Annotated in this window: 15 protein-coding genes and 1 riboswitch; of the genes, 6 read left to right on the forward strand and 9 right to left on the reverse strand. The window is 65.1% G+C overall.

Going from position 1 to position 17745, the window contains the following annotated elements; all coding sequences use genetic code 11:
- Positions 1-18 precede the first annotated feature (18 nt).
- From GV001_RS00435 to GV001_RS00470, 8 genes are all read right to left on the reverse strand, one after another.
- Complete coding sequence (locus GV001_RS00435; RefSeq protein WP_160077050.1) at positions 19-882, reverse strand: ABC transporter permease subunit; 864 nt, start codon at positions 880-882, stop codon at positions 19-21.
- Between the two features lie 73 nt (positions 883-955).
- Positions 956-1837: an ABC transporter permease subunit gene (locus GV001_RS00440; RefSeq protein ID WP_178091839.1), complete on the reverse strand. Its 882-nt coding sequence runs from the start codon at positions 1835-1837 to the stop codon at positions 956-958.
- Positions 1838-1860: 23 nt separating this feature from the next.
- Positions 1861-3015, reverse strand: coding sequence for a polyamine ABC transporter ATP-binding protein (gene potA, locus GV001_RS00445; protein WP_160077054.1), 1155 nt, complete (start codon positions 3013-3015; stop codon positions 1861-1863).
- Between the two features lie 53 nt (positions 3016-3068).
- Positions 3069-4163: a polyamine ABC transporter substrate-binding protein gene (locus GV001_RS00450; protein ID WP_160077056.1), complete on the reverse strand. Its 1095-nt coding sequence runs from the start codon at positions 4161-4163 to the stop codon at positions 3069-3071.
- Positions 4164-4378: 215 nt separating this feature from the next.
- On the reverse strand, positions 4379-5479 hold the full coding sequence (locus GV001_RS00455) for a polyamine ABC transporter substrate-binding protein (protein ID WP_160077058.1): 1101 nt from the start codon (positions 5477-5479) through the stop codon (positions 4379-4381).
- Between the two features lie 121 nt (positions 5480-5600).
- Positions 5601-6974: an aspartate aminotransferase family protein gene (locus tag GV001_RS00460; protein ID WP_160077060.1), complete on the reverse strand. Its 1374-nt coding sequence runs from the start codon at positions 6972-6974 to the stop codon at positions 5601-5603.
- A 63-nt stretch (positions 6975-7037) separates the two neighbouring features.
- Positions 7038-8396 (reverse strand): glutamine synthetase family protein, encoded by a 1359-nt coding sequence (locus GV001_RS00465; RefSeq protein ID WP_160077062.1) that lies wholly within the window; start codon positions 8394-8396, stop codon positions 7038-7040.
- An 87-nt stretch (positions 8397-8483) separates the two neighbouring features.
- Entirely contained in the window at positions 8484-9236 is a 753-nt protein-coding gene (locus GV001_RS00470) for a gamma-glutamyl-gamma-aminobutyrate hydrolase family protein (protein ID WP_160077064.1), read from the reverse strand.
- A 277-nt stretch (positions 9237-9513) separates the two neighbouring features.
- Here GV001_RS00470 and GV001_RS00475 point away from each other — a divergent pair, with 277 nt between their 5' ends.
- The 6 genes from GV001_RS00475 (at position 9514) to ligB (ending at position 16918) form a co-directional block, all read left to right on the forward strand.
- A complete protein-coding gene (locus tag GV001_RS00475; protein ID WP_160077066.1) occupies positions 9514-10893 on the forward strand; it encodes a glutamine synthetase family protein in 1380 nt (459 codons plus the stop codon).
- A gap of 136 nt (positions 10894-11029) precedes the next feature.
- Entirely contained in the window at positions 11030-12106 is a 1077-nt protein-coding gene (locus GV001_RS00480) for a polyamine ABC transporter substrate-binding protein (RefSeq protein WP_160077068.1), read from the forward strand.
- A gap of 103 nt (positions 12107-12209) precedes the next feature.
- The gene (locus tag GV001_RS00485; protein WP_160077070.1) at positions 12210-12851 is read left to right on the forward strand and encodes a TetR/AcrR family transcriptional regulator; all 642 of its coding nucleotides are present in this window, start codon (positions 12210-12212) and stop codon (positions 12849-12851) included.
- Positions 12852-13111: 260 nt separating this feature from the next.
- A complete protein-coding gene (gene aguB, locus GV001_RS00490; protein ID WP_160077072.1) occupies positions 13112-13990 on the forward strand; it encodes an N-carbamoylputrescine amidase in 879 nt (292 codons plus the stop codon).
- Between the two features lie 59 nt (positions 13991-14049).
- Positions 14050-15147, forward strand: coding sequence for an agmatine deiminase (aguA, locus tag GV001_RS00495; protein WP_160077074.1), 1098 nt, complete (start codon positions 14050-14052; stop codon positions 15145-15147).
- A 97-nt stretch (positions 15148-15244) separates the two neighbouring features.
- Positions 15245-16918, forward strand: coding sequence for an NAD-dependent DNA ligase LigB (gene ligB / locus GV001_RS00500; protein WP_160077076.1), 1674 nt, complete (start codon positions 15245-15247; stop codon positions 16916-16918).
- A 34-nt stretch (positions 16919-16952) separates the two neighbouring features.
- Here the strand turns inward: ligB and GV001_RS00505 are convergent, their stop codons facing one another.
- Positions 16953-17399 carry a cytochrome c gene (locus GV001_RS00505; protein ID WP_160077078.1) on the reverse strand — a complete coding sequence of 149 codons (447 nt, stop codon included), beginning with the start codon at positions 17397-17399 and terminating at the stop codon, positions 16953-16955.
- A 188-nt stretch (positions 17400-17587) separates the two neighbouring features.
- Positions 17588-17737, forward strand: a riboswitch (S-adenosyl-L-homocysteine riboswitch).
- The last annotated feature ends 8 nt before the right edge of the window (positions 17738-17745 follow it).

Here is a 17745-nt window from a genome sequence, read left to right on the forward strand (position 1 = left end):
CGGTGTTGCCGAAGAGACTCAGGCCGGTTGCGCCGACCAGGTCTCGCTGGTGGTTTCTTCCATGGCCTGCTGGATCGCACGCTTGCGCTTTTCCTCGGCGCGGCGGGCGAAGTACCAGGCGAAGAAGGTGAAGATCGACACGGTCAGCAGGATCAGGCTGGCCACCGCGTTGATCTCCGGCTTCACCCCCAGGCGCACGGCGGAGAACACTTCCATGGGCAGAGTGGTGGAGCCCGGACCGGAGACGAAGCTGGCCAGCACCAGGTCGTCCAGCGACAGGGCGAAGGACATCATGCCGCCGGCCGCCAGGGACGGCGCGATCATCGGGATGGTGATCAGGAAGAACACCTTCCACGGCTTGGCGCCCAGGTCCATGGCCGCCTCCTCGATGGACAGGTCCAGCTCGCGCAGACGCGCCGACACCACCACCGCCACGTAGGCGGCGCAGAAGGTGGTGTGGGCGATCCAGATGGTCAGGATACCGCGCTCGGCCGGCCAGCCGGTCAGCTGGGCCATGGCCACGAACAGCAGGAGCAGCGACAGGCCGGTGATCACTTCCGGCATCACCAGCGGCGCGGTGACCAGACCGCCAAACAGGGTGCGGCCCTTGAAGCGGGTCACCCGGGTCAGCACGAAGGCCGCCACGGTGCCCAGCGCCACGGCGGCGATCGCCGTGTAGCAGGCGATCTCCAGGGAGCGCATCACCGAGCCCATCAGCTGGCTATTGTCGAGCAGGCCGGCATACCACTTCAGCGACCAGCCGCCCCATACGGTGACCAGCTTGGAGGCGTTGAAGGAGTAGACGACCATGATCAGCATGGGCAGGTAGATGAACGTCAGGCCGGCCCAGAGCATTACATTGGAGAAACTGAAACGTTTCATGCGCGGCCCTCCATCTCTTTGGCTTGGTTACAGTTGAACAGGAAAGACCCGGGCATGGTGCAGAGAGAATTCATCATGCTCTGCCCTCCATTTCCTTCGCCTGGTTACGGTTGAACAGAATGATGGGCACGATCAGGATCGCCAGCATCACCACTGCCAGGGCGGAAGCCACAGGCCAGTCGCGGTTGTTGAAGAATTCCTGCCACAGCACCTTGCCGATCATCAGGGTCTCCGGGCCGCCAAGCAGCTCGGGGATGACGAACTCGCCGACCACCGGAATGAACACCAGCATGGAGCCGGCGACGATGCCGTTCTTCGACAGCGGCACGGTGATCTTCCAGAAGCTGTTGAAGTTGCTCGAACCGAGGTCCGCGGCGGCTTCCAGCAGGCTGTGATCGTGCTTCACCAGGTTGGCGTAGAGCGGCAGGATCATGAACGGCAGGTACGAATAGACCACGCCGATGTACACCGCCAGGTTGGTGTTGAGGATCTGCAGCGGCTCGTCGATGATGCCGAGCATCTGCAGAAAGCCATTGAGCAGGCCGTTGTTGCTGAGGATGCCCATCCAGGCATAGACGCGGATCAGGATCGCGGTCCAGGTCGGCATCATGATCAGCAGCAGCAGGGTGGTCTGCATTTCCTTGCTGGCGCGGGCAATGGCATAGGCCATCGGGTAGCCGATCAGCAGGCAGAGCAGCGTGCTGATGGTCGCCATTTTCAGCGAGCCCAGGTAGGCCGCCACGTACAGCTCATCCTCGGTGAGGAAGATGTAGTTGCCCAGGTTGAGCACCAGCGACAGCTGATTCTCGGCCCAGGTCCAGACCTCGGTGTACGGAGGAATGGCCACGTCCGCTTCGGCGAAGCTGATCTTCAGGACGATGAAGAACGGCAGCAGGAAGAACATGAACAGCCAGAGGAAGGGCACGCCGATCACGGCATGCCGCCCCCTCGGCAGGTAGCGCTTGAGTCGAGAGATTTTCATGCTTGCAGTACCACGCCGCTGTCGTCTTCCCAGTACACCACCACCGCGTCATCCCAGGTCGGGCGCTTGCCGCGGCGCTCGGCGTTGGCGATGAAGCACTGCACGATCTGCCCGGAGGACAGCTTGACGTGGTACACCGAGTGGCCGCCGAGGTAGGCGATGTCATGCACGGTGCCACTGCACCAGTTGTAGTTGGGGTGCTCGTGGTCGGCCGGCAACTGAGTGGCCATCAGCAGTTTTTCCGGACGCAGGGCGTAGCTGACCGACTTGGTCTCGGCCCGGGTGCTGACGCCGTGGCCGATGTAGATCGGCCTGTCCAGGTGCGGGCAGCTGATGATGGCGTGGTCCGCTTCGTCGGTGGTGATCACCCCGTCGAACAGGTTGACGTTGCCGATGAACTCGCAGACCAGGCGGCTGGCCGGGGTCTCGTAGATGTCCACCGGGCTGCCGATCTGGGCGATCCAGCCGAGGTGCATGATGGCGATGCGCTGGGCCATGGTCATGGCCTCTTCCTGGTCGTGGGTCACCATCACGCAGGTCACGCCGACCCGCTCGATGATTTCCACCAGTTCCAGCTGCATCTGCGAGCGCAGCTTCTTGTCCAGCGCGCCCATGGGTTCGTCGAGCAGCAGCAGCTTGGGACGCTTGGCCAGGGAGCGGGCCAGGGCCACGCGCTGACGCTGGCCACCGGACAGCTGGTGCGGCTTGCGCCGGGCGTACTGGGTCATGTGCACCAGCTTGAGCATCTCGGCCACGCGCTCGTCGATCTCGGCCTTGGGCAGCTTGTCCTGCTGCAGGCCGAAGGCGATGTTCTGCGCCACGGTCATGTGCGGGAACAGCGCGTAGGACTGGAACATCATGTTGATCGGCCGCTCGTAGGGCGGCATGTCGGTGATGTCCACGCCATCCAGCAGGATGCGCCCGGAAGTGGGACGCTCGAAGCCGGCGAGCATGCGCAGCAGGGTCGACTTGCCGGAGCCGGAGCCGCCGAGCAAGGCGAAGATCTCACCCTTGTTGATGGTCAGCGAGACATCCTCGACGGCAATGGTTTCGTCGAACTTCTTGGTCACGCGATCGATTTTCACCAGCACCTCTTTGGGTTGCTGGTTGCCCTCAAGGGCTTTCTTGTAGGCGCTGGAGGCAACGGCCATTTTGCAAAACTCCCGGAACATTTAGGGCCCGGTCATCAGGACCGGGCAAAGACTCACTTACCCGACTTGACCTTGGTCCAGCTACGGGTCATCAGGCGTTGTACTTTCGGTGGCAATTCAGCCGAGATGAACAAATTATCCAGTACCGCCTGGGGGGGGTATACGGACTCATCGTTGCGCACGTCCTGGTCCATCAGAGCCCCGGCCTTGGGGTTCGGGTTGGCATAGCCAACATAGTCGCTGACCTGGGCGATCACCGCCGGGTCGAGCAGGTAGTTGATGAAGGCGTGGGCTTCCTTGACGTTCTTCGCGTCGGCCGGGATGGCCAGCATGTCGAACCACAGGTTGGCGCCTTCCTTGGGAATGGCGTAGGCGATCTGCACGCCCTTGCCGGCCTCGTCGGCGCGGTCGGCGGCCTGCAGGATGTCGCCGGAGAAGCCGACGGCCAAGCAGATGTCGCCATTGGCCAGGTCGCCGATGTACTTGGAGCTGTGGAAGTAGGTCACGTAGGGACGCACGGCCATCAGCGTCTGCTCGGCCTTCTGGTAGTCGTCCGGATTGGTGCTGTTGGGCGGCAGGCCCAGGTAGTTGAGCGCCGCCGGGATCATCTCGTCACCGGAGTCGAGGAAGGCCACGCCGCAGGCGCTGAGCTTCTGCATGTTGGCCGGGTCGAAGACGGTGGCCCAGGAGTCGATGCTGTCGACACCGAGCACGGCCTTGATCTTCTCGACGTTGTAGCCGATGCCGTTGGTGCCCCACAGGTAAGGCACGGCGTACTGGTTGCCCGGGTCGTTCACGTCGAGCTGCTTGAGCAGCGCCGGGTCGAGGTTCTGCCAGTTGGGCAGCAGGGCGCGGTCCAGCTTCTGGAAGGCACCGGCCTTGATCTGCTTGCCGAGGAAATGGTTGGACGGCACCACCACGTCGTAGCCGGAGCGGCCCGCCAGCAGTTTGCCTTCCAGGGTCTCGTTGGAGTCGAACACGTCGTAGACCGGCTTGATGCCCTGGGCCTTTTCGAAGTCGGCCAGGGTGGTTTCGCCGATGTAGTCGCTCCAGTTGTAGATGTGCACGGTCGGGGCCGCCTGGGCGGCGCCGGCGATGCCCAGGGTAACCGCTGCTGTGATCAGGGTGTTGCGGAAGGAATTTCGCACACGTCAGTCCTCTTTATTGTTGCTATTACAGGTCGCTGCACACGACCAGGGGCTTGATAACTCGTCCTACCGACCCGGAACTTCAGACCAATCGCCCAGCCGCCCGCGCACGGAGCTGTGTGGGGGCTCGTGTGTAACGGTAGACGGAAATGGCACATGAGCCTCCAGGCGGGTCCCCGGCGGGAACACCCGCCGGAGGGTGTCGCTGTTGTCGGTTACTTACCGGACTTGATGGTGGTCCAGCTGCGGGTCATGCTCCGCTGCACTTTCGCCGGCAGATCCGGGAAGGCATACAGCTTGGCCATGGTTTCCGCGCTCGGGTAGATGCCCGGGTCGTTGCGGATCGCCTCGTCAACCAGCGCAGTGGCCGCGGCGTTGCCGTTGGGGAACTGCACGAAGTTGGTGATCTCGGCCATCACTTCCGGTTTCATCAGGAAGTTCATGAAGGCATAGGCGGCTTCCGGATTGGCGGCATCCTTCGGCATGGCGATCATGTCGAAGAAGGTACCGGCACCTTCTTTCGGAATGTTGTAGGAAACGGCTACGCCGGCCTTGGCCTCTTCGGCACGGGACTTGGCCTGGTAGATGTCACCCGAGTAGCCGACTGCCACGCACAGGTTGCCGTTGGCCAGGTCGGAGATGTACTTGGAGCTGTGGAAGTAGGTCACGTGCGGACGGATCTTGAGGAACAGCGCCTCGGCTTCCTTGAGTTCCTTCGGGTCCTGGCTGACCGGGCTGTGGCCCAGGTAGTGCAGGGCGATCGGCAGAATCTCGGTCGGCGAATCGAGGAAGGACACGCCGCAGCCTTTCAGCTTCTCGATGTTCTCCGGCTTGAACAGCAGGTCCCAGGAGTTAACCGGCGCGTCGGCGCCCAGCACGGCCTTGACCTTCTCGGCGTTGTAGCCGATGCCGATGGAGCCCCACATGTAGGGGAAGGCGTACTGGTTGCCCGGGTCGCTGACTTCCAGGGTTTTCAGCAGATTGCCGTCGAGGTTCTTCCAGTTCGGCAGCTTGGACTTGTCCAGCGGCTGGTAGACGCCGGCCTTGATCTGCTTGGCCAGGAAGTTGTTGGACGGCACCACGATGTCGTAACCCGACTTGCCGGCCAGCAGCTTGGCTTCCAGCGTTTCGTTGCTGTCGAATACGTCGTAGACGACCTTGATGCCGGTCTCCTTGGTGAACTTCTCGACGGTATCCGGGGCGATGTAGTCCGACCAGTTGTATACGTGCAGCACCTTGTCGTCGGCCTGAGCCACGCCAGCTACAGCGCCGGCCAGGGTCATGGCCAGCAGAGTTTTACCGAAGGTCTTGATCATGCGGGTTAGCTCCATTGTCGTTTGAAGTATCCGAAAGCTGCGTCGCCTGAGCGACGCACCCTCCGGTGAGCCTGGCCAACGCACCCTGCAGTCTGGCAAGGTCTGGCGCGTCTCTCAAGCTCTAGACCAATACTGCGCGGGCAGTGAGGTCGAGGCACTTGCGGGCCTTTTCGATCAGCTCGTCGATCTCGGCTTTGCTGATAACCAGTGGCGGCGCGATGATCATGGTGTCGCCCACGGCGCGCATGATCAGCCCGTTGTCGAAACAGTGGCCGCGGCAGATCATGCCCACGCCCAGCTCGCTCGGGAAACGCTCGCGGGTCTCTTTGTTCTTCGCCAGTTCGATGGCGCCGAGCATGCCCACCCCGCGGACTTCGCCCACCAGCGGATGATCCGCCAGCTCACGAAGACGTTGCTGCAAATATGGTGCCGTTTCCGCCTTGACCCGCTCGATGATCTTTTCTTCGCGCAGCAGACGGATGTTGGCCAGGCCGACGGCGGCCGCCACCGGGTGCCCGGAATAGGTGAAGCCGTGGTTGAAATCGCCACCGGCATTGATCACTTCGAACACCTTGTCGCTGACGATCAGGCCACCCATCGGCACGTAGCCGGAGGTCAGGCCCTTGGCGATGGTCATCAGGTCCGGCTGGTTGCCGTAGTAGTCGCTACCGAACCACTCACCGGTACGGCCGAAACCGCAGATCACTTCGTCGGCGACGAACAGGATGTCGTACTTGGCGAGGATCTCGCGGATGCGCGGCCAGTAGCTGTCTGGCGGGATGATCACGCCACCGGCACCCTGGATCGGCTCGGCGATGAAGGCGGCGACATTCTCTTCGCCGACTTCGAGGATCTTCTTCTCCAGCTGGTCGGCGGCCCACACGCCGAACTCTTCAGGGCTCATATCGCCGCCTTCGCCGAACCAGTACGGCTGCGGGATGTGCACGATGCCCGGGATCGGCAGGTCGCCCTGCTCATGCATGTACTTCATGCCGCCCAGGCTGGCGCCGGCCACGGTGGAGCCGTGGTAGCCGTTGAGGCGGCTGATGATCACCTTCTTGTTCGGCTGGCCCTTGCACGCCCAGTAGTGGCGAACCATGCGCAGCATGGTGTCGTTGCCTTCCGAGCCGGAGCCGGTGAAGAACACGTGGTTCATGCCTTGCGGGGCGATCTCGGCGATGGCCTTGGCCAGCTCCAGTACCGGTGGATGGGCGGTCATGAAGAAGGTGTTGTAGAACGGCAGCTCGCGCATCTGCGCCGCGGCGGCCTCGACCAGTTCCTCGCGGCCGTAGCCGACCGCCACGCACCACAGGCCGGCCATGCCGTCGAGCACCTTGTTGCCTTCGCTGTCCCACAGGTAGACGCCGTCGGCCTTGGTAATGATGCGCGGGCCCTTCTCGTGCAGCTGCTGGTAATCGCTGAACGGCGCGAGGTGGTGCTCACGGCTCATGGCCTGCCACTCGCGGGTTTTCGGGTTGTTCGCTTGCTTAGTCATACTTCACCTCAGATAACGCAATCGGTGAGGTGCCGGCGGATTGCACGCCGGCACCCACCCCCATCAGACGGAGAGCAGCAGGAACTCGCGTTCCCAGGAGCTGATCACCCGCTTGTAGTTTTCATGTTCGGCGCGCTTGACCGCGACATAGCCGCGGACGAACTTCTCGCCCAGGTATTTCTCGGCGTCCTTGCAGGCTTCCATGCGCTCCAGGGCGCTTTCGATGGTCACCGGCAGGGCCAGGTTGCGGCGCTCGTAGCCACGCCCCTTGACCGGCGCGCTCGGCTTGATGCCTTCGAGCATGCCGATGTAGCCACACAGCAGGGAGGCGGCCAGCACCAGGTAGGGGTTGGCATCGGCTCCGGCCAGGCGATTTTCCACGCGGCGGTTCTGCGGCCCGGCTTCCGGCACGCGCAGGCCCACGGTGCGATTCTCCTCACCCCACTCGACGTTCACCGGCGCCGAGGTGTCCGGCAGGAAGCGGCGGAACGAGTTGACGTTCGGCGCGAACAGCGGCAACAGCTCGGGGATGTACTTCTGCAGGCCACCGATGTGGTGCATGAACAGCTCGCTCATGCTGCCGTCTTCGTTGGAAAACAGGTTGTTGCCGGTTTCCACGTCCACCACGCTCTGGTGAATGTGCATGGCGCTGCCCGGCTGGTCGGTGATCGGCTTGGCCATGAAGGTGGCCGCCACGTCATGCTTGAGCGCGGCCTCGCGCATGGTGCGCTTGAACACGGTGATCTGGTCGGCCAGGTGCAGGGCGTCGCCGTGACGGAAGTTGATTTCCATCTGCGCCGGGCCGTCTTCGTGGATCAGCGTGTCGAGGTCCAGCTCCTGCAGCTCGCACCAGTCGTAGACGTCCTCGAACAGCGGGTCGAATTCGTTGGCCGCATCGATGGAGAACGACTGACGACCGACTTCCGGGCGCCCGGAGCGGCCCATCGGCGCCTCCAGCGGGAAGTCCGGGTCGCTGTTGCGCTTGGTCAGGTAGAACTCCATCTCCGGCGCGACGATCGGCTTCCAGCCCTTGGCGGCGTAGAGCTTGAGCACGTTCTTGAGGATGTTGCGCGGCGACAGCTCGATCGGGTTGCCCTGCTTGTCGAAGGTGTCGTGGATCACCATCGCGGTCGGCTCGATGGCCCAGGGCACGAGGAACACGGCGTTCTCGTCGGGGCGGCAGAACATGTCGATGTCGGCCTCGTCGAGCAGCTCGTAATAGATGTCGTCCTCGACGTAGTCGCCGGTCACGGTCTGCAGCAGCACACTCTCGGGGAGGCGCATGCCCTTCTCGTCGAGGAACTTGTTGGTCGGCGAAATCTTGCCACGGGCAATGCCGGTGAGATCGCTGATCAGACATTCAACTTCGGTGATTTTGCGTTCTTTCAGCCAGCTGGTGAGCTGGTCGAGCTTGCTAGTCATAAAGACCTCAGGGTTTCAGAGCGGCTTCTGCGGACCGGTACAGCCTGGCGAAACCTCCCAGTTCCGCCCGCCGGTTGCCTCACCTACTCAGCGTTGCCCCGCCCTCTTCCTGCAAGCCTCACCAAAGGCCTGGAAGATGGCGAGATAATTCGGGTTGGATCGCACCTGCCACTCCGGGTGGAATTGCACCCCGAGCGCGAAGCTTGGCGCACCTTCGACGGAGAAGGCTTCGATCAACCCGTCAGGCGCCAGTGCTTCTACGCGAAGGCCCGGCGCCAGACGCTGAACGCCCTGGCCATGAATGGAATTGACTTGAATCTCGTCCGGCAAGCCGAGGCCGGCGAGCAGGCCACCCGGCTGCACCCGCAGCGGGTGGCGGGGAGCGTATTGCACTTCGACCGGCTCATCGGCCGGCTCGCGGTGGTCCAGCATGCCGGCCACCTCGTGCACCTTCTGGTGCAGGGTGCCGCCGAAGGCCACGTTCATTTCCTGGAAGCCGCGGCAGATGCCGAGCACCGGGATGCCGGCCGCCACCGCCTGACGCATCAGCGGCAGGGTGGTCTGGTCACGCTCGGGATCGTGCGGCGTACCGGGCGCACTGGCCGGGCCACTATAATGATGAGGTTCGATATTCGACGGCGAGCCGGTGAACAGCAGGCCGTCTAGACTGGCTAGAAGAGTCGGCTGATCGATCAGTTCGCCCAGCGACGGGATCACCAGCGGCAGGCCACCGGCACCGATCGCCACCGCACGGACATATTTGTCCCCGGCGATGTGATTGAGATGCAGGCCTACCTGCTTGGTGCAGGCGGTTACGCCGATCAACGGCAGGCGCGACATGGAACACCTGTTTTATTGCTGTTATTAGGTTGAGGCCGAGATTAGCCTTGTTCGATTTTTTACACAATAGCCCTGTAAAAAATTGAACACAGCCCGCTGAGCGCTGCGCCAGGCAAGGCGTTGCAGGGGCCTGCGATGCCCTGAAACGCCCCAAAACTGGCCATCAAGCCCCATTTCAGGGCAAAATTGGCGGCTATTGACAGCACAGGGTGTTTAAGATTGACTCATACTTGTGCAATTGCATGATTGAAATTTTTAACAAAAAAGGTGTTGCATCATGTCGGTACCCCTGCGTGCCGTTCAGCTCAACGAAGCGAACGCGTTCCTTAAGGAACATCCTGAGGTCCTGTTCGTCGACCTTCTTATTGCAGACATGAACGGCGTGGTGCGCGGCAAGCGCATCGACCGCAACAGCCTGCATAAAGTGTACGAAAAGGGCATCAACCTGCCCGCATCCCTGTTTGCCCTCGACATCAACGGTTCCACGGTAGAGAGCACCGGCCTCGGCCTGGACATCGGCGATGCCGACCGCATCTGTTTCCCGATCCCCAATACCCTGTGCAACGAGCCCTGGCAGAAGCGCCCCACCGCGCAGCTGCTGATGACCATGCACGAGCTGGACGGCCAACCCTTCTTCGCCGACCCGCGCGAAGTGCTGCGCCAGGTGGTGGCCAAGTTCGACGAGATGAACCTGACCATCTGTGCCGCCTTCGAGCTGGAGTTCTACCTGATCGACCAGGAGAACGTGAACGGCCGCCCGCAGCCGCCGCGCTCGCCGCTGTCCGGCAAGCGCCCGATCTCCACCCAGGTGTACCTGATCGACGATCTCGACGAATACGTCGACTGCCTGCAGGACATGCTGGAAGCGGCCAAGGAGCAAGGCATCCCGGCCGACGCCATCGTCAAGGAAAGCGCCCCGGCGCAGTTCGAGGTCAACCTGCATCACGTCGACGACGCGATCAAGGCCTGCGACTACGCCCTGCTGCTCAAGCGCCTGATCAAGAACATCGCCTACGACCATGAGATGGACACCACCTTCATGGCCAAGCCCTACCCGGGCCAGGCGGGCAACGGCCTGCACGTGCACATTTCGCTGCTCGACAAGACCACCGGCAAGAACATCTTCACCGCCGATGACCCCATGGAGAACGACGCTCTGCGTCATGCGATCGGCGGCGTCCTGGAAACCATGCCCGCGTCGATGGCCTTCCTCTGCCCCAACGTCAACTCCTACCGCCGCTTCGGCGCCCAGTTCTACGTGCCCAACGCGCCGAGCTGGGGCATCGACAACCGCACCGTGGCCGTGCGCGTGCCCAACGGCAGCCCGGACTCGGTACGCATCGAGCACCGCGTGGCCGGTGCCGACGCCAACCCGTACCTGATGATGGCCGCGATCCTCGCCGGCATTCACCACGGCCTGACCAACAAGCTGGAACCGGGCGAGCCGATCGAAGGCAACTCCTACGAACAGCTGGAACAGAGCCTGCCGAACAACCTGCGCGACGCCCTGCGCGAGCTGGACGACAGCGAAGTGCTGAACCAGTACATCAGCCCGGACTACATCGACATCTTCGTCGCGTGCAAGGAAGCCGAGCTCGAGGAGTTCGAGACCACCATCTCCGACCTCGAGTACAACTGGTACCTGCACACCGTATAAGCACCACCCCGACGCCGGCTCCCGAGCCGGCGTCGCCTTATCCGCTGCCCGCCTTTCCCGCCCCGCCGTCAGCCCCGCTGCACGGCTTGGCGAAGCTTTGCCGTTGCATTGCCTACATCACACCAAGGAGGTTGTCATGTTTCGCGTTCTTGCTCCGTTACTGCTGGCACTGACCCCGGGACTGGCGGCCGCCGCCGAGAGCATCCGGGTCTACAACTGGAACGACTACATCGCCCCCCAGGTGCTGGCCGACTTCACCAAGGACACCGGCATCGAAGTCGAATACCGCACCTTCAGCACCGACGACGAACTCGACCAGGCCCTGGCCAGCGACACCGCCATCGACGTCGCCGTGCCCTCCCACGACGAGCTGCCGGCGCTGATCCGCGCCGGCAAGCTGCAGCCGCTGGACTTCAGCCGCCTGCCCAATCGCCAGCACCTCGACAAGCAGCTGCTCAACAAACTGGCCGCCGTCGACCCCAACAACCGCCACGCCGTGCCCTACCTGTGGGGCGCCGTCGGCCTGGCGATCAACACGCCGCTGGCCGAGGCCGCCTATGGCGGGCCGCTGCCGCACAGCTGGAGCCTGCTGTTCGACCCCGCGCAGAGCCAGCGCCTGGCAGGCTGCGGCATGAGCGTGCTGGACGCCCCGGACGAGCTGCTCTACAGCCTGCTCAACTACCAGGGACGCAGCCTCAACAACAGCTCGCCGGGGCGCATCCGCAAGGCCGGCGCGGTGCTCGACGGCCTGCGCCCGAACCTGCGCTACGTCGACAGCGAGCGCTACATCGCCGATCTCAACCAGGGCAAGCTGTGCGTCGCCCTGGCCTGGGTCGGCGATGCCCTGGCGGCCAGCGAGGCCGGCCAGGCGGTGCAGTTCGTAGTGCCGCAGGAAGGCTCCTCGCTGTTCATCGACAACCTGGTGATCCCCACCAGCGCCCGCCGCGCCGACTTGGCACACCGGTTCATCGACTACCTGATGCAACCCAAGGTGGCGGCGAAGATCACCGAGGAAACCCTCTACCCGAGCGCCAACGCCGATGCCCGCGAGTTCCTCGATCCGACGCTGCGCGACCAGCCGGGGCTGTATCCGGACCGCGACACCAAGCGCCGCCTGTTCGCCCTCATGCCGCTGCCGGACAAGCTCAAGGCCAGCCGCGACGAGGTGTGGAGCCGCTTCCGTGATGGCGCGGCAGCACCCGCGCCGCAGTAGCCAGGCGACCGACCGGGGCGCTGTGCCCCGGTTGCACCACTGGCGGCTTGCCTCCCCTGTCGCTCTGGCGTCCAATAGCGCCTCCGATGGACAGGAGTCCGGCATGACCCGTACCGCCAGCCCCCGCAAACCCCGCGCCAGCAGCCAGGCGCGCATCGCCCTGATCCTCGACGCCGCGCGCGCCCTGCTCGGCGAACAGGGCTTCAGCGGCCTGTCGATCTACAGCGTGGCCGAACGCGCCGGCATCCCGCCGTCCTCCGTCTACCACTTCTTCGCCAGCGTACCGGCCCTGCTCGAAGCGCTGACCGCCGACATCCACGGCGCCTTCCGCGCCTGCCTGCTGCAGCCGGTGGAGCATGCCGCGCTACGCGACTGGCGCGACCTGTCGCGCATCGTCGAAGAGCGCATGCTGGTCATCTACGCCCGCGACAATGCCGCGCGCCAGCTGATCCTCGCCCAGCACGGCCTGGCCGAAGTGCTGCAGGCCGACCGCCAGCACGACCTGGAGCTGGGCCGCCTGATGCAGGCCCTGTTCGAGCGGCATTTCCCCCTGCCGCAACTGCCGGAGGACATCGACGTGTTCGCCCTGGCCATGGAACTGGGCGACCGCGTCTATGCCCGCTCGATGCAGCTGCACGGCGCGATCACCCCGCGCCTGGCCGAGGAAGGCATGCGCGTGTTCGATGCCTACCTCGGCCTCTACCTGCCGCCCGCCCTGCCCAAGCGCCGCCAGCCGCTCGGCTGAGGCGCAACCGCCCACCACACCCCAGCAGCAGCCGAACCCCGAGCAGCGCGCCTCGGCCTGGCCCTGCCTAGTCATAAATCCGGATTTAATTCGATATAAATCGATTAAATTCGCTATCCAAGACTAAAAATAGCTTCCTAAGCCGATTTTTATCGGATATAAAATGACCATCCGCTGCCGGGTGGCACCGCACCGCCACGGCACAGTCACGGGGTTCTGCAGGCTGCAGATGCTCCTCAAACGCTGCTACGAGGTGTTCCATGTCGCGTATCGTTACCGTCGCCGCCACCCAGATGGCCTGTTCCTGGGACAGCGCCGCGAATATCGCCAATGCCGAGAAACTGGTCCGTCAGGCTGCCGCCGAAGGCGCGCAGATCATCCTGATCCAGGAGCTGTTCGAGACCCCGTACTTCTGCCAGAAGCCCAACCCGGACTACCTGCAGCTGGCCACCGCGACCGAGGAAAACCCGGCCATCGCGCACTTCCAGAAAGTCGCCAGGGAGCTGCAGGTGGTGCTGCCGATCAGCTTCTACGAGCGCGCCGGGCGCGCCCGCTTCAACAGCATCGCGATCATCGACGCCGACGGCAGCAACCTCGGCATTTATCGGAAAAGCCACATTCCGGACGGCCCCGGCTACCATGAGAAGTACTACTTCAACCCGGGCGACACCGGCTTCAAGGTGTGGAACACCCGCTACGCCAAGATCGGCGTGGGCATCTGCTGGGACCAGTGGTTCCCCGAGGCCGCGCGCAGCATGGCCCTGCTCGGCGCGGAGATCCTGTTCTACCCGACCGCCATCGGCAGCGAGCCGCACGACCCGAGCATCAGCTCGCGCGACCACTGGCAGCGCGTGCAACAAGGTCACGCTGGCGCCAACCTGATGCCGCTGGTAGCGTCCAACCGTATCGGTCGCGAAGACCAGGACGGTTACCACATCAACTTCTACGGCTCCTCCTTCATCGCCGACCAGTTCGGCAAGAAGGTCGAGGAGCTGAACGAGACCGAGGAAGGCATCCTGGTGCACCGCTTCGACCTGGACCAGCTGGAACACATCCGCAGCGCCTGGGGCAGCTTCCGCGACCGCCGGCCGAACCTGTACGGCCCGCTCAAGACCCTCGACGGCAGCCTCGAGTCCTGACATCCCCGGCCGGAGCCAGCCAGCTGGCTCCGGCAACAGCCCATACATAGGTAGATCCGATGACCACTCTCACCAGCACCCCACGCGCCGACGGCTTCCGCATGCCGGCCGAGTGGGAAACCCAGAGCCAGGCCTGGATGGTCTGGCCCGAGCGCCCGGACAACTGGCGCCTCGGCGGCAAGCCGGCGCAGGCCGCCTTCGCCGCAGTGGCCCGCGCCATCGCCGAATTCGAACCGGTGACCGTCTGCGTTTCCGCCGGCCAGTACGAGAACGCCCGCGCGCGCCTCGACCACGGCAATATCCGCCTGGTGGAAATCAGCACGGATGATGCCTGGGTGCGCGACACCGGGCCGACCTTCGTGATCAACGACCAGGGCGGCGTGCGCGGCGTGGACTGGGGCTTCAACGCCTGGGGCGGCTTCGACGGCGGCCTCTATGCGCCCTGGCAGCGCGACGATCAGGTGGCCAGCAAGATCCTCGAGATTGAGCGCTGCGATCGCTACCGCACCGAAGGCTTCGTCCTGGAAGGCGGCTCGATCCATGTCGACGGCGAAGGCACCCTGATCACCACCGAGGAATGCCTGCTCAACCGCAACCGCAACCCGCACCTGGATCGCGAGCAGATCGAGGACATGCTGCGCGAGCACCTGGCCATCGACACCGTGATCTGGCTGCCGGACGGCCTGTACAACGACGAGACCGACGGCCACGTCGACAACTTCTGCTGCTACGTGCGCCCCGGCGAAGTGCTGCTGGCCTGGACCGACGACGCAGGCGACCCCAACTACCCGCGCTGCCAGGCCGCCATGCGCGTGCTGGAAAACGCCCGGGATGCCAAGGGGCGCGCGTTCGTCGTGCACAAGATGCCGATTCCCGGCCCGCTGCATGCCACGGCGCAAGAGTGCGCCGGCGTCGACCTGGTCGCCGGCAGCCAGGAACGCAGCCCGCAAGTGCGCCTGGCCGGTTCCTACGTCAACTTCCTGATCGTCAACGGCGGCATCATCGCGCCGAGCTTCGACGACCCCAAGGACGAGGAAGCCCGCGCCATCCTGCAGTGCCTGTTCCCCGAGCACCGCGTAGTGATGGTGCCGGGCCGCGAGATCCTTCTCGGCGGCGGCAATATCCACTGCATCACCCAGCAGCAGCCGGCCGGCTGATCCCCCCTGCACCAGCCGCCCGGCTGGTGCACCCGCAGGCAAAGGCATCGACTTGAACTAGGCTTGCCGGTTCAAGTACCGAGCAAGGATGCTCAAGATGCCACGCTGGATCGCGCTATCCCTCTATTGCCTCGCCTGCCCGCTGCTCGCCGCCCCCTGTCCCGACTGGTCCGCCAGCCGTGCCGGCGCCGAGCTGACCACCTTGCAGCATCAGCTCAAGGGCTGGGACCAGGCCTACCACCAACAGGGCCGCTCGCCGATCAGCGACGAGCTGTATGACCAGGCCCGCGAACGTCTGCAGGACTGGCAGCAGTGCTTCGCCCCGCAGGCACCGAGCGCGGCGCCCGCCGACCTCGGGCCGCCCGGCACACAAGCACATCCCATCGCCCACACCGGCCTGCACAAGCTGCGCGACGAGCAGGCCGTGCAGCAGTGGCTGCACGGCCGCCGTGGACTTTGGATCCAGCCCAAGGTCGACGGCGTGGCCGTGACCCTGCATTACCGCGACGGCCGCCTGCTGCAGGCCATCAGCCGCGGCGACGGGCAGCGCGGCCAGGACTGGACGACCCAGGCCCGGCTGGTCGCCGCCATCCCGCAGCAGCTGCCGCGTAACGACGAGCTGATCCTGCAGGGCGAGCTGTACTGGCGCCTGCCCGGCCATGTGCAGGCCCGGGACGGCAGCGGCACGGCGCGCAGCCAGGTGGCCGGGGCGCTGCAGCGCAGCCGGCTGGATGCCGACAGCGCCGCGCGGATCGGCCTGTTCGTCTGGGACTGGGCCAATGGCCCGAGCAGCATGGACGAGCGCCAGCGGGGCCTGCGCGCCCTCGGTTTCGCCGACAGCGCCGAACTGACCCTGGCCATCACCGACCTGGCCCAGGCCCGCCACTGGCGCGAGCACTGGTACCGCAGCCCGCTGCCGTTCGCCAGCGACGGTGTGGTGCTGCGCCAGGGCTCACGCCCGCCCGCCAGCAGCTGGGCCGCCGAACCGCCGCAGTGGGCGGCGGCTTGGAAGTACCCGCTCAGCCAGGCCCTGGCCCAGGTGCGCGGCGTGCACTTCCAGATCGGCCGCAGCGGGCGCATCACCCCGGTGCTGCAGTTGCAGCCGGTGCGCCTGGAACAGCGCAGCATCCAGCGGGTCAGCCTGGGTTCGCTGCAGCGCTGGCAGGCGCTGGATATCCGCCCCGGCGACCAGGTGGCGATCAGCCTGGCCGGCCTGACCATCCCGCGCCTGGACGGCGTGGTCTGGCGCAGCGCCGAACGCCCGGCACTGGCCGGCCCCGATCCCGCCGCCTATCACGCCCTGAGCTGCTGGCGGCCGAGCACAGGCTGCACCAGCCAGTTCAGCGCGCGCCTGGCCTGGCTCGGCGGCAAGCAGGGGCTGCAGCTGGCGGGTGTCGGGCCGGGAACCTGGGCCAAGCTGCAACAGGCGGGAAAGCTGCCCAACCTGCTCGCCTGGCTCGATCTCGAAGAAGCCGAGCTGGCGCGCACGCCGGGCTTCGCCGCCACCCGCGCGCGCACCCTGCAGCAGAGTTTCGCCAGCGCCCGCCGGCGCCCCTTCGCCCAGTGGCTCAAGGCCCTCGGCCTGCCGGCCAGCGGCGCGGCAGCGCTGGGTACCGACTGGGACACGCTGGCCGCACGCGATGCCCAGGCCTGGGATGCCTTCAACGGCATCGGCCCGCAGCGGGCCGCACAGCTGGTGGCGTTCTTCCGCCACCCGGACGTGCAGGCCCTGCGTCAGCGCCTGCACGCGGCCGGGGTGGCCGGCTTCTAGGCCTACGTCCGACCAGCAAAGCGCACTGCGGGCGTCAGTACGCGCGAAACGCCTTGTGGCATGCCTCGCAGCTGTCTTCCACGCGCTGCACCAGCGGCGCCATGGCCGCTGCCGCCAGCGGCTTCTGGGTGCTGGCCGTGCGCAGGGTCGCGGTGGCCGCCTCCAGCTCACGGGCCAGCTGCTGGAAGCGCGCCTGCTCCTGCCAGACCTCGGGCTTGGCGCTGCTGCGCTCGCTTTCGGCCAGCTGCGGGAAATGCTGCCAGGGCTTGCGCGACAGCTCATCGAGCTGCTGCGCGCCCTGGGCGAAGCGCTGCTCGTTGAACGGCAGGCGCCCGCGCAGCATGCCGCCGAGGTCTTCGCTGGTCTTCAGCATCTGCTTGAACAGGGTCTGGCGCTGGCCCTGGGGCGAATTGGGGTCGACGCCGCCGCAGGCGACGAGCAGGGCACAGACACAGAGCAACAACAGGCTTTGGGCTTTCATGGGGCGCGCGGACAGGCTGGGAAAAGGGCCGCCAGTATCGCCACCCACCGGCCTGCGGCCAAGTGGGATGATTGCCGCAGGTCGCCTGCGTACCCCGGGCACGCGACGGAAAGCCTTGGGCTTGCCCGCTTGCCTGGCTATAATCCCCCCGCTTCACGCGGCCGGCGCAGTCCGGTCGCTCCCGCCACCCATCCGAGGGGCGCTGCAGCAGGCTGCAAATCTGTTTTGACCCCCAAGCCCGGCATTCCAGCCTGGCACCGTGGCGGATTCGAATCAGGCTTGCGCCTGTCAGGCTCGGATGGGGCGTTAACCATACGCATCAACGGCGCCCATTCGCAGACAACGA

It is taken from the genome of Pseudomonas sp. 8AS (genome assembly GCF_902506505.1).
Lineage (GTDB): Bacteria > Pseudomonadota > Gammaproteobacteria > Pseudomonadales > Pseudomonadaceae > Aquipseudomonas.

Bases quoted from the DNA above. Each gene is read 5' to 3' on its own strand.
- GV001_RS00435 (WP_160077050.1), bottom strand. From the start codon at position 882: ATGAAACGTTTCAGTTTCTCCAATGTAATGCTCTGGGCCGGCCTGACG.
- potA (WP_160077054.1), bottom strand. From the start codon at position 3,015: ATGGCCGTTGCCTCCAGCGCCTACAAGAAAGCCCTTGAGGGCAACCAG.
- GV001_RS00455 (WP_160077058.1), bottom strand. From the start codon at position 5,479: ATGATCAAGACCTTCGGTAAAACTCTGCTGGCCATGACCCTGGCCGGC.
- GV001_RS00460 (WP_160077060.1), bottom strand. From the start codon at position 6,974: ATGACTAAGCAAGCGAACAACCCGAAAACCCGCGAGTGGCAGGCCATG.
- GV001_RS00465 (WP_160077062.1), bottom strand. From the start codon at position 8,396: ATGACTAGCAAGCTCGACCAGCTCACCAGCTGGCTGAAAGAACGCAAA.
- GV001_RS00470 (WP_160077064.1), bottom strand. From the start codon at position 9,236: ATGTCGCGCCTGCCGTTGATCGGCGTAACCGCCTGCACCAAGCAGGTA.
- GV001_RS00475 (WP_160077066.1), top strand. From the start codon at position 9,514: ATGTCGGTACCCCTGCGTGCCGTTCAGCTCAACGAAGCGAACGCGTTC.
- GV001_RS00480 (WP_160077068.1), top strand. From the start codon at position 11,030: ATGTTTCGCGTTCTTGCTCCGTTACTGCTGGCACTGACCCCGGGACTG.
- GV001_RS00485 (WP_160077070.1), top strand. From the start codon at position 12,210: ATGACCCGTACCGCCAGCCCCCGCAAACCCCGCGCCAGCAGCCAGGCG.
- aguB (WP_160077072.1), top strand. From the start codon at position 13,112: ATGTCGCGTATCGTTACCGTCGCCGCCACCCAGATGGCCTGTTCCTGG.
- aguA (WP_160077074.1), top strand. From the start codon at position 14,050: ATGACCACTCTCACCAGCACCCCACGCGCCGACGGCTTCCGCATGCCG.
- ligB (WP_160077076.1), top strand. From the start codon at position 15,245: ATGCCACGCTGGATCGCGCTATCCCTCTATTGCCTCGCCTGCCCGCTG.
- GV001_RS00505 (WP_160077078.1), bottom strand. From the start codon at position 17,399: ATGAAAGCCCAAAGCCTGTTGTTGCTCTGTGTCTGTGCCCTGCTCGTC.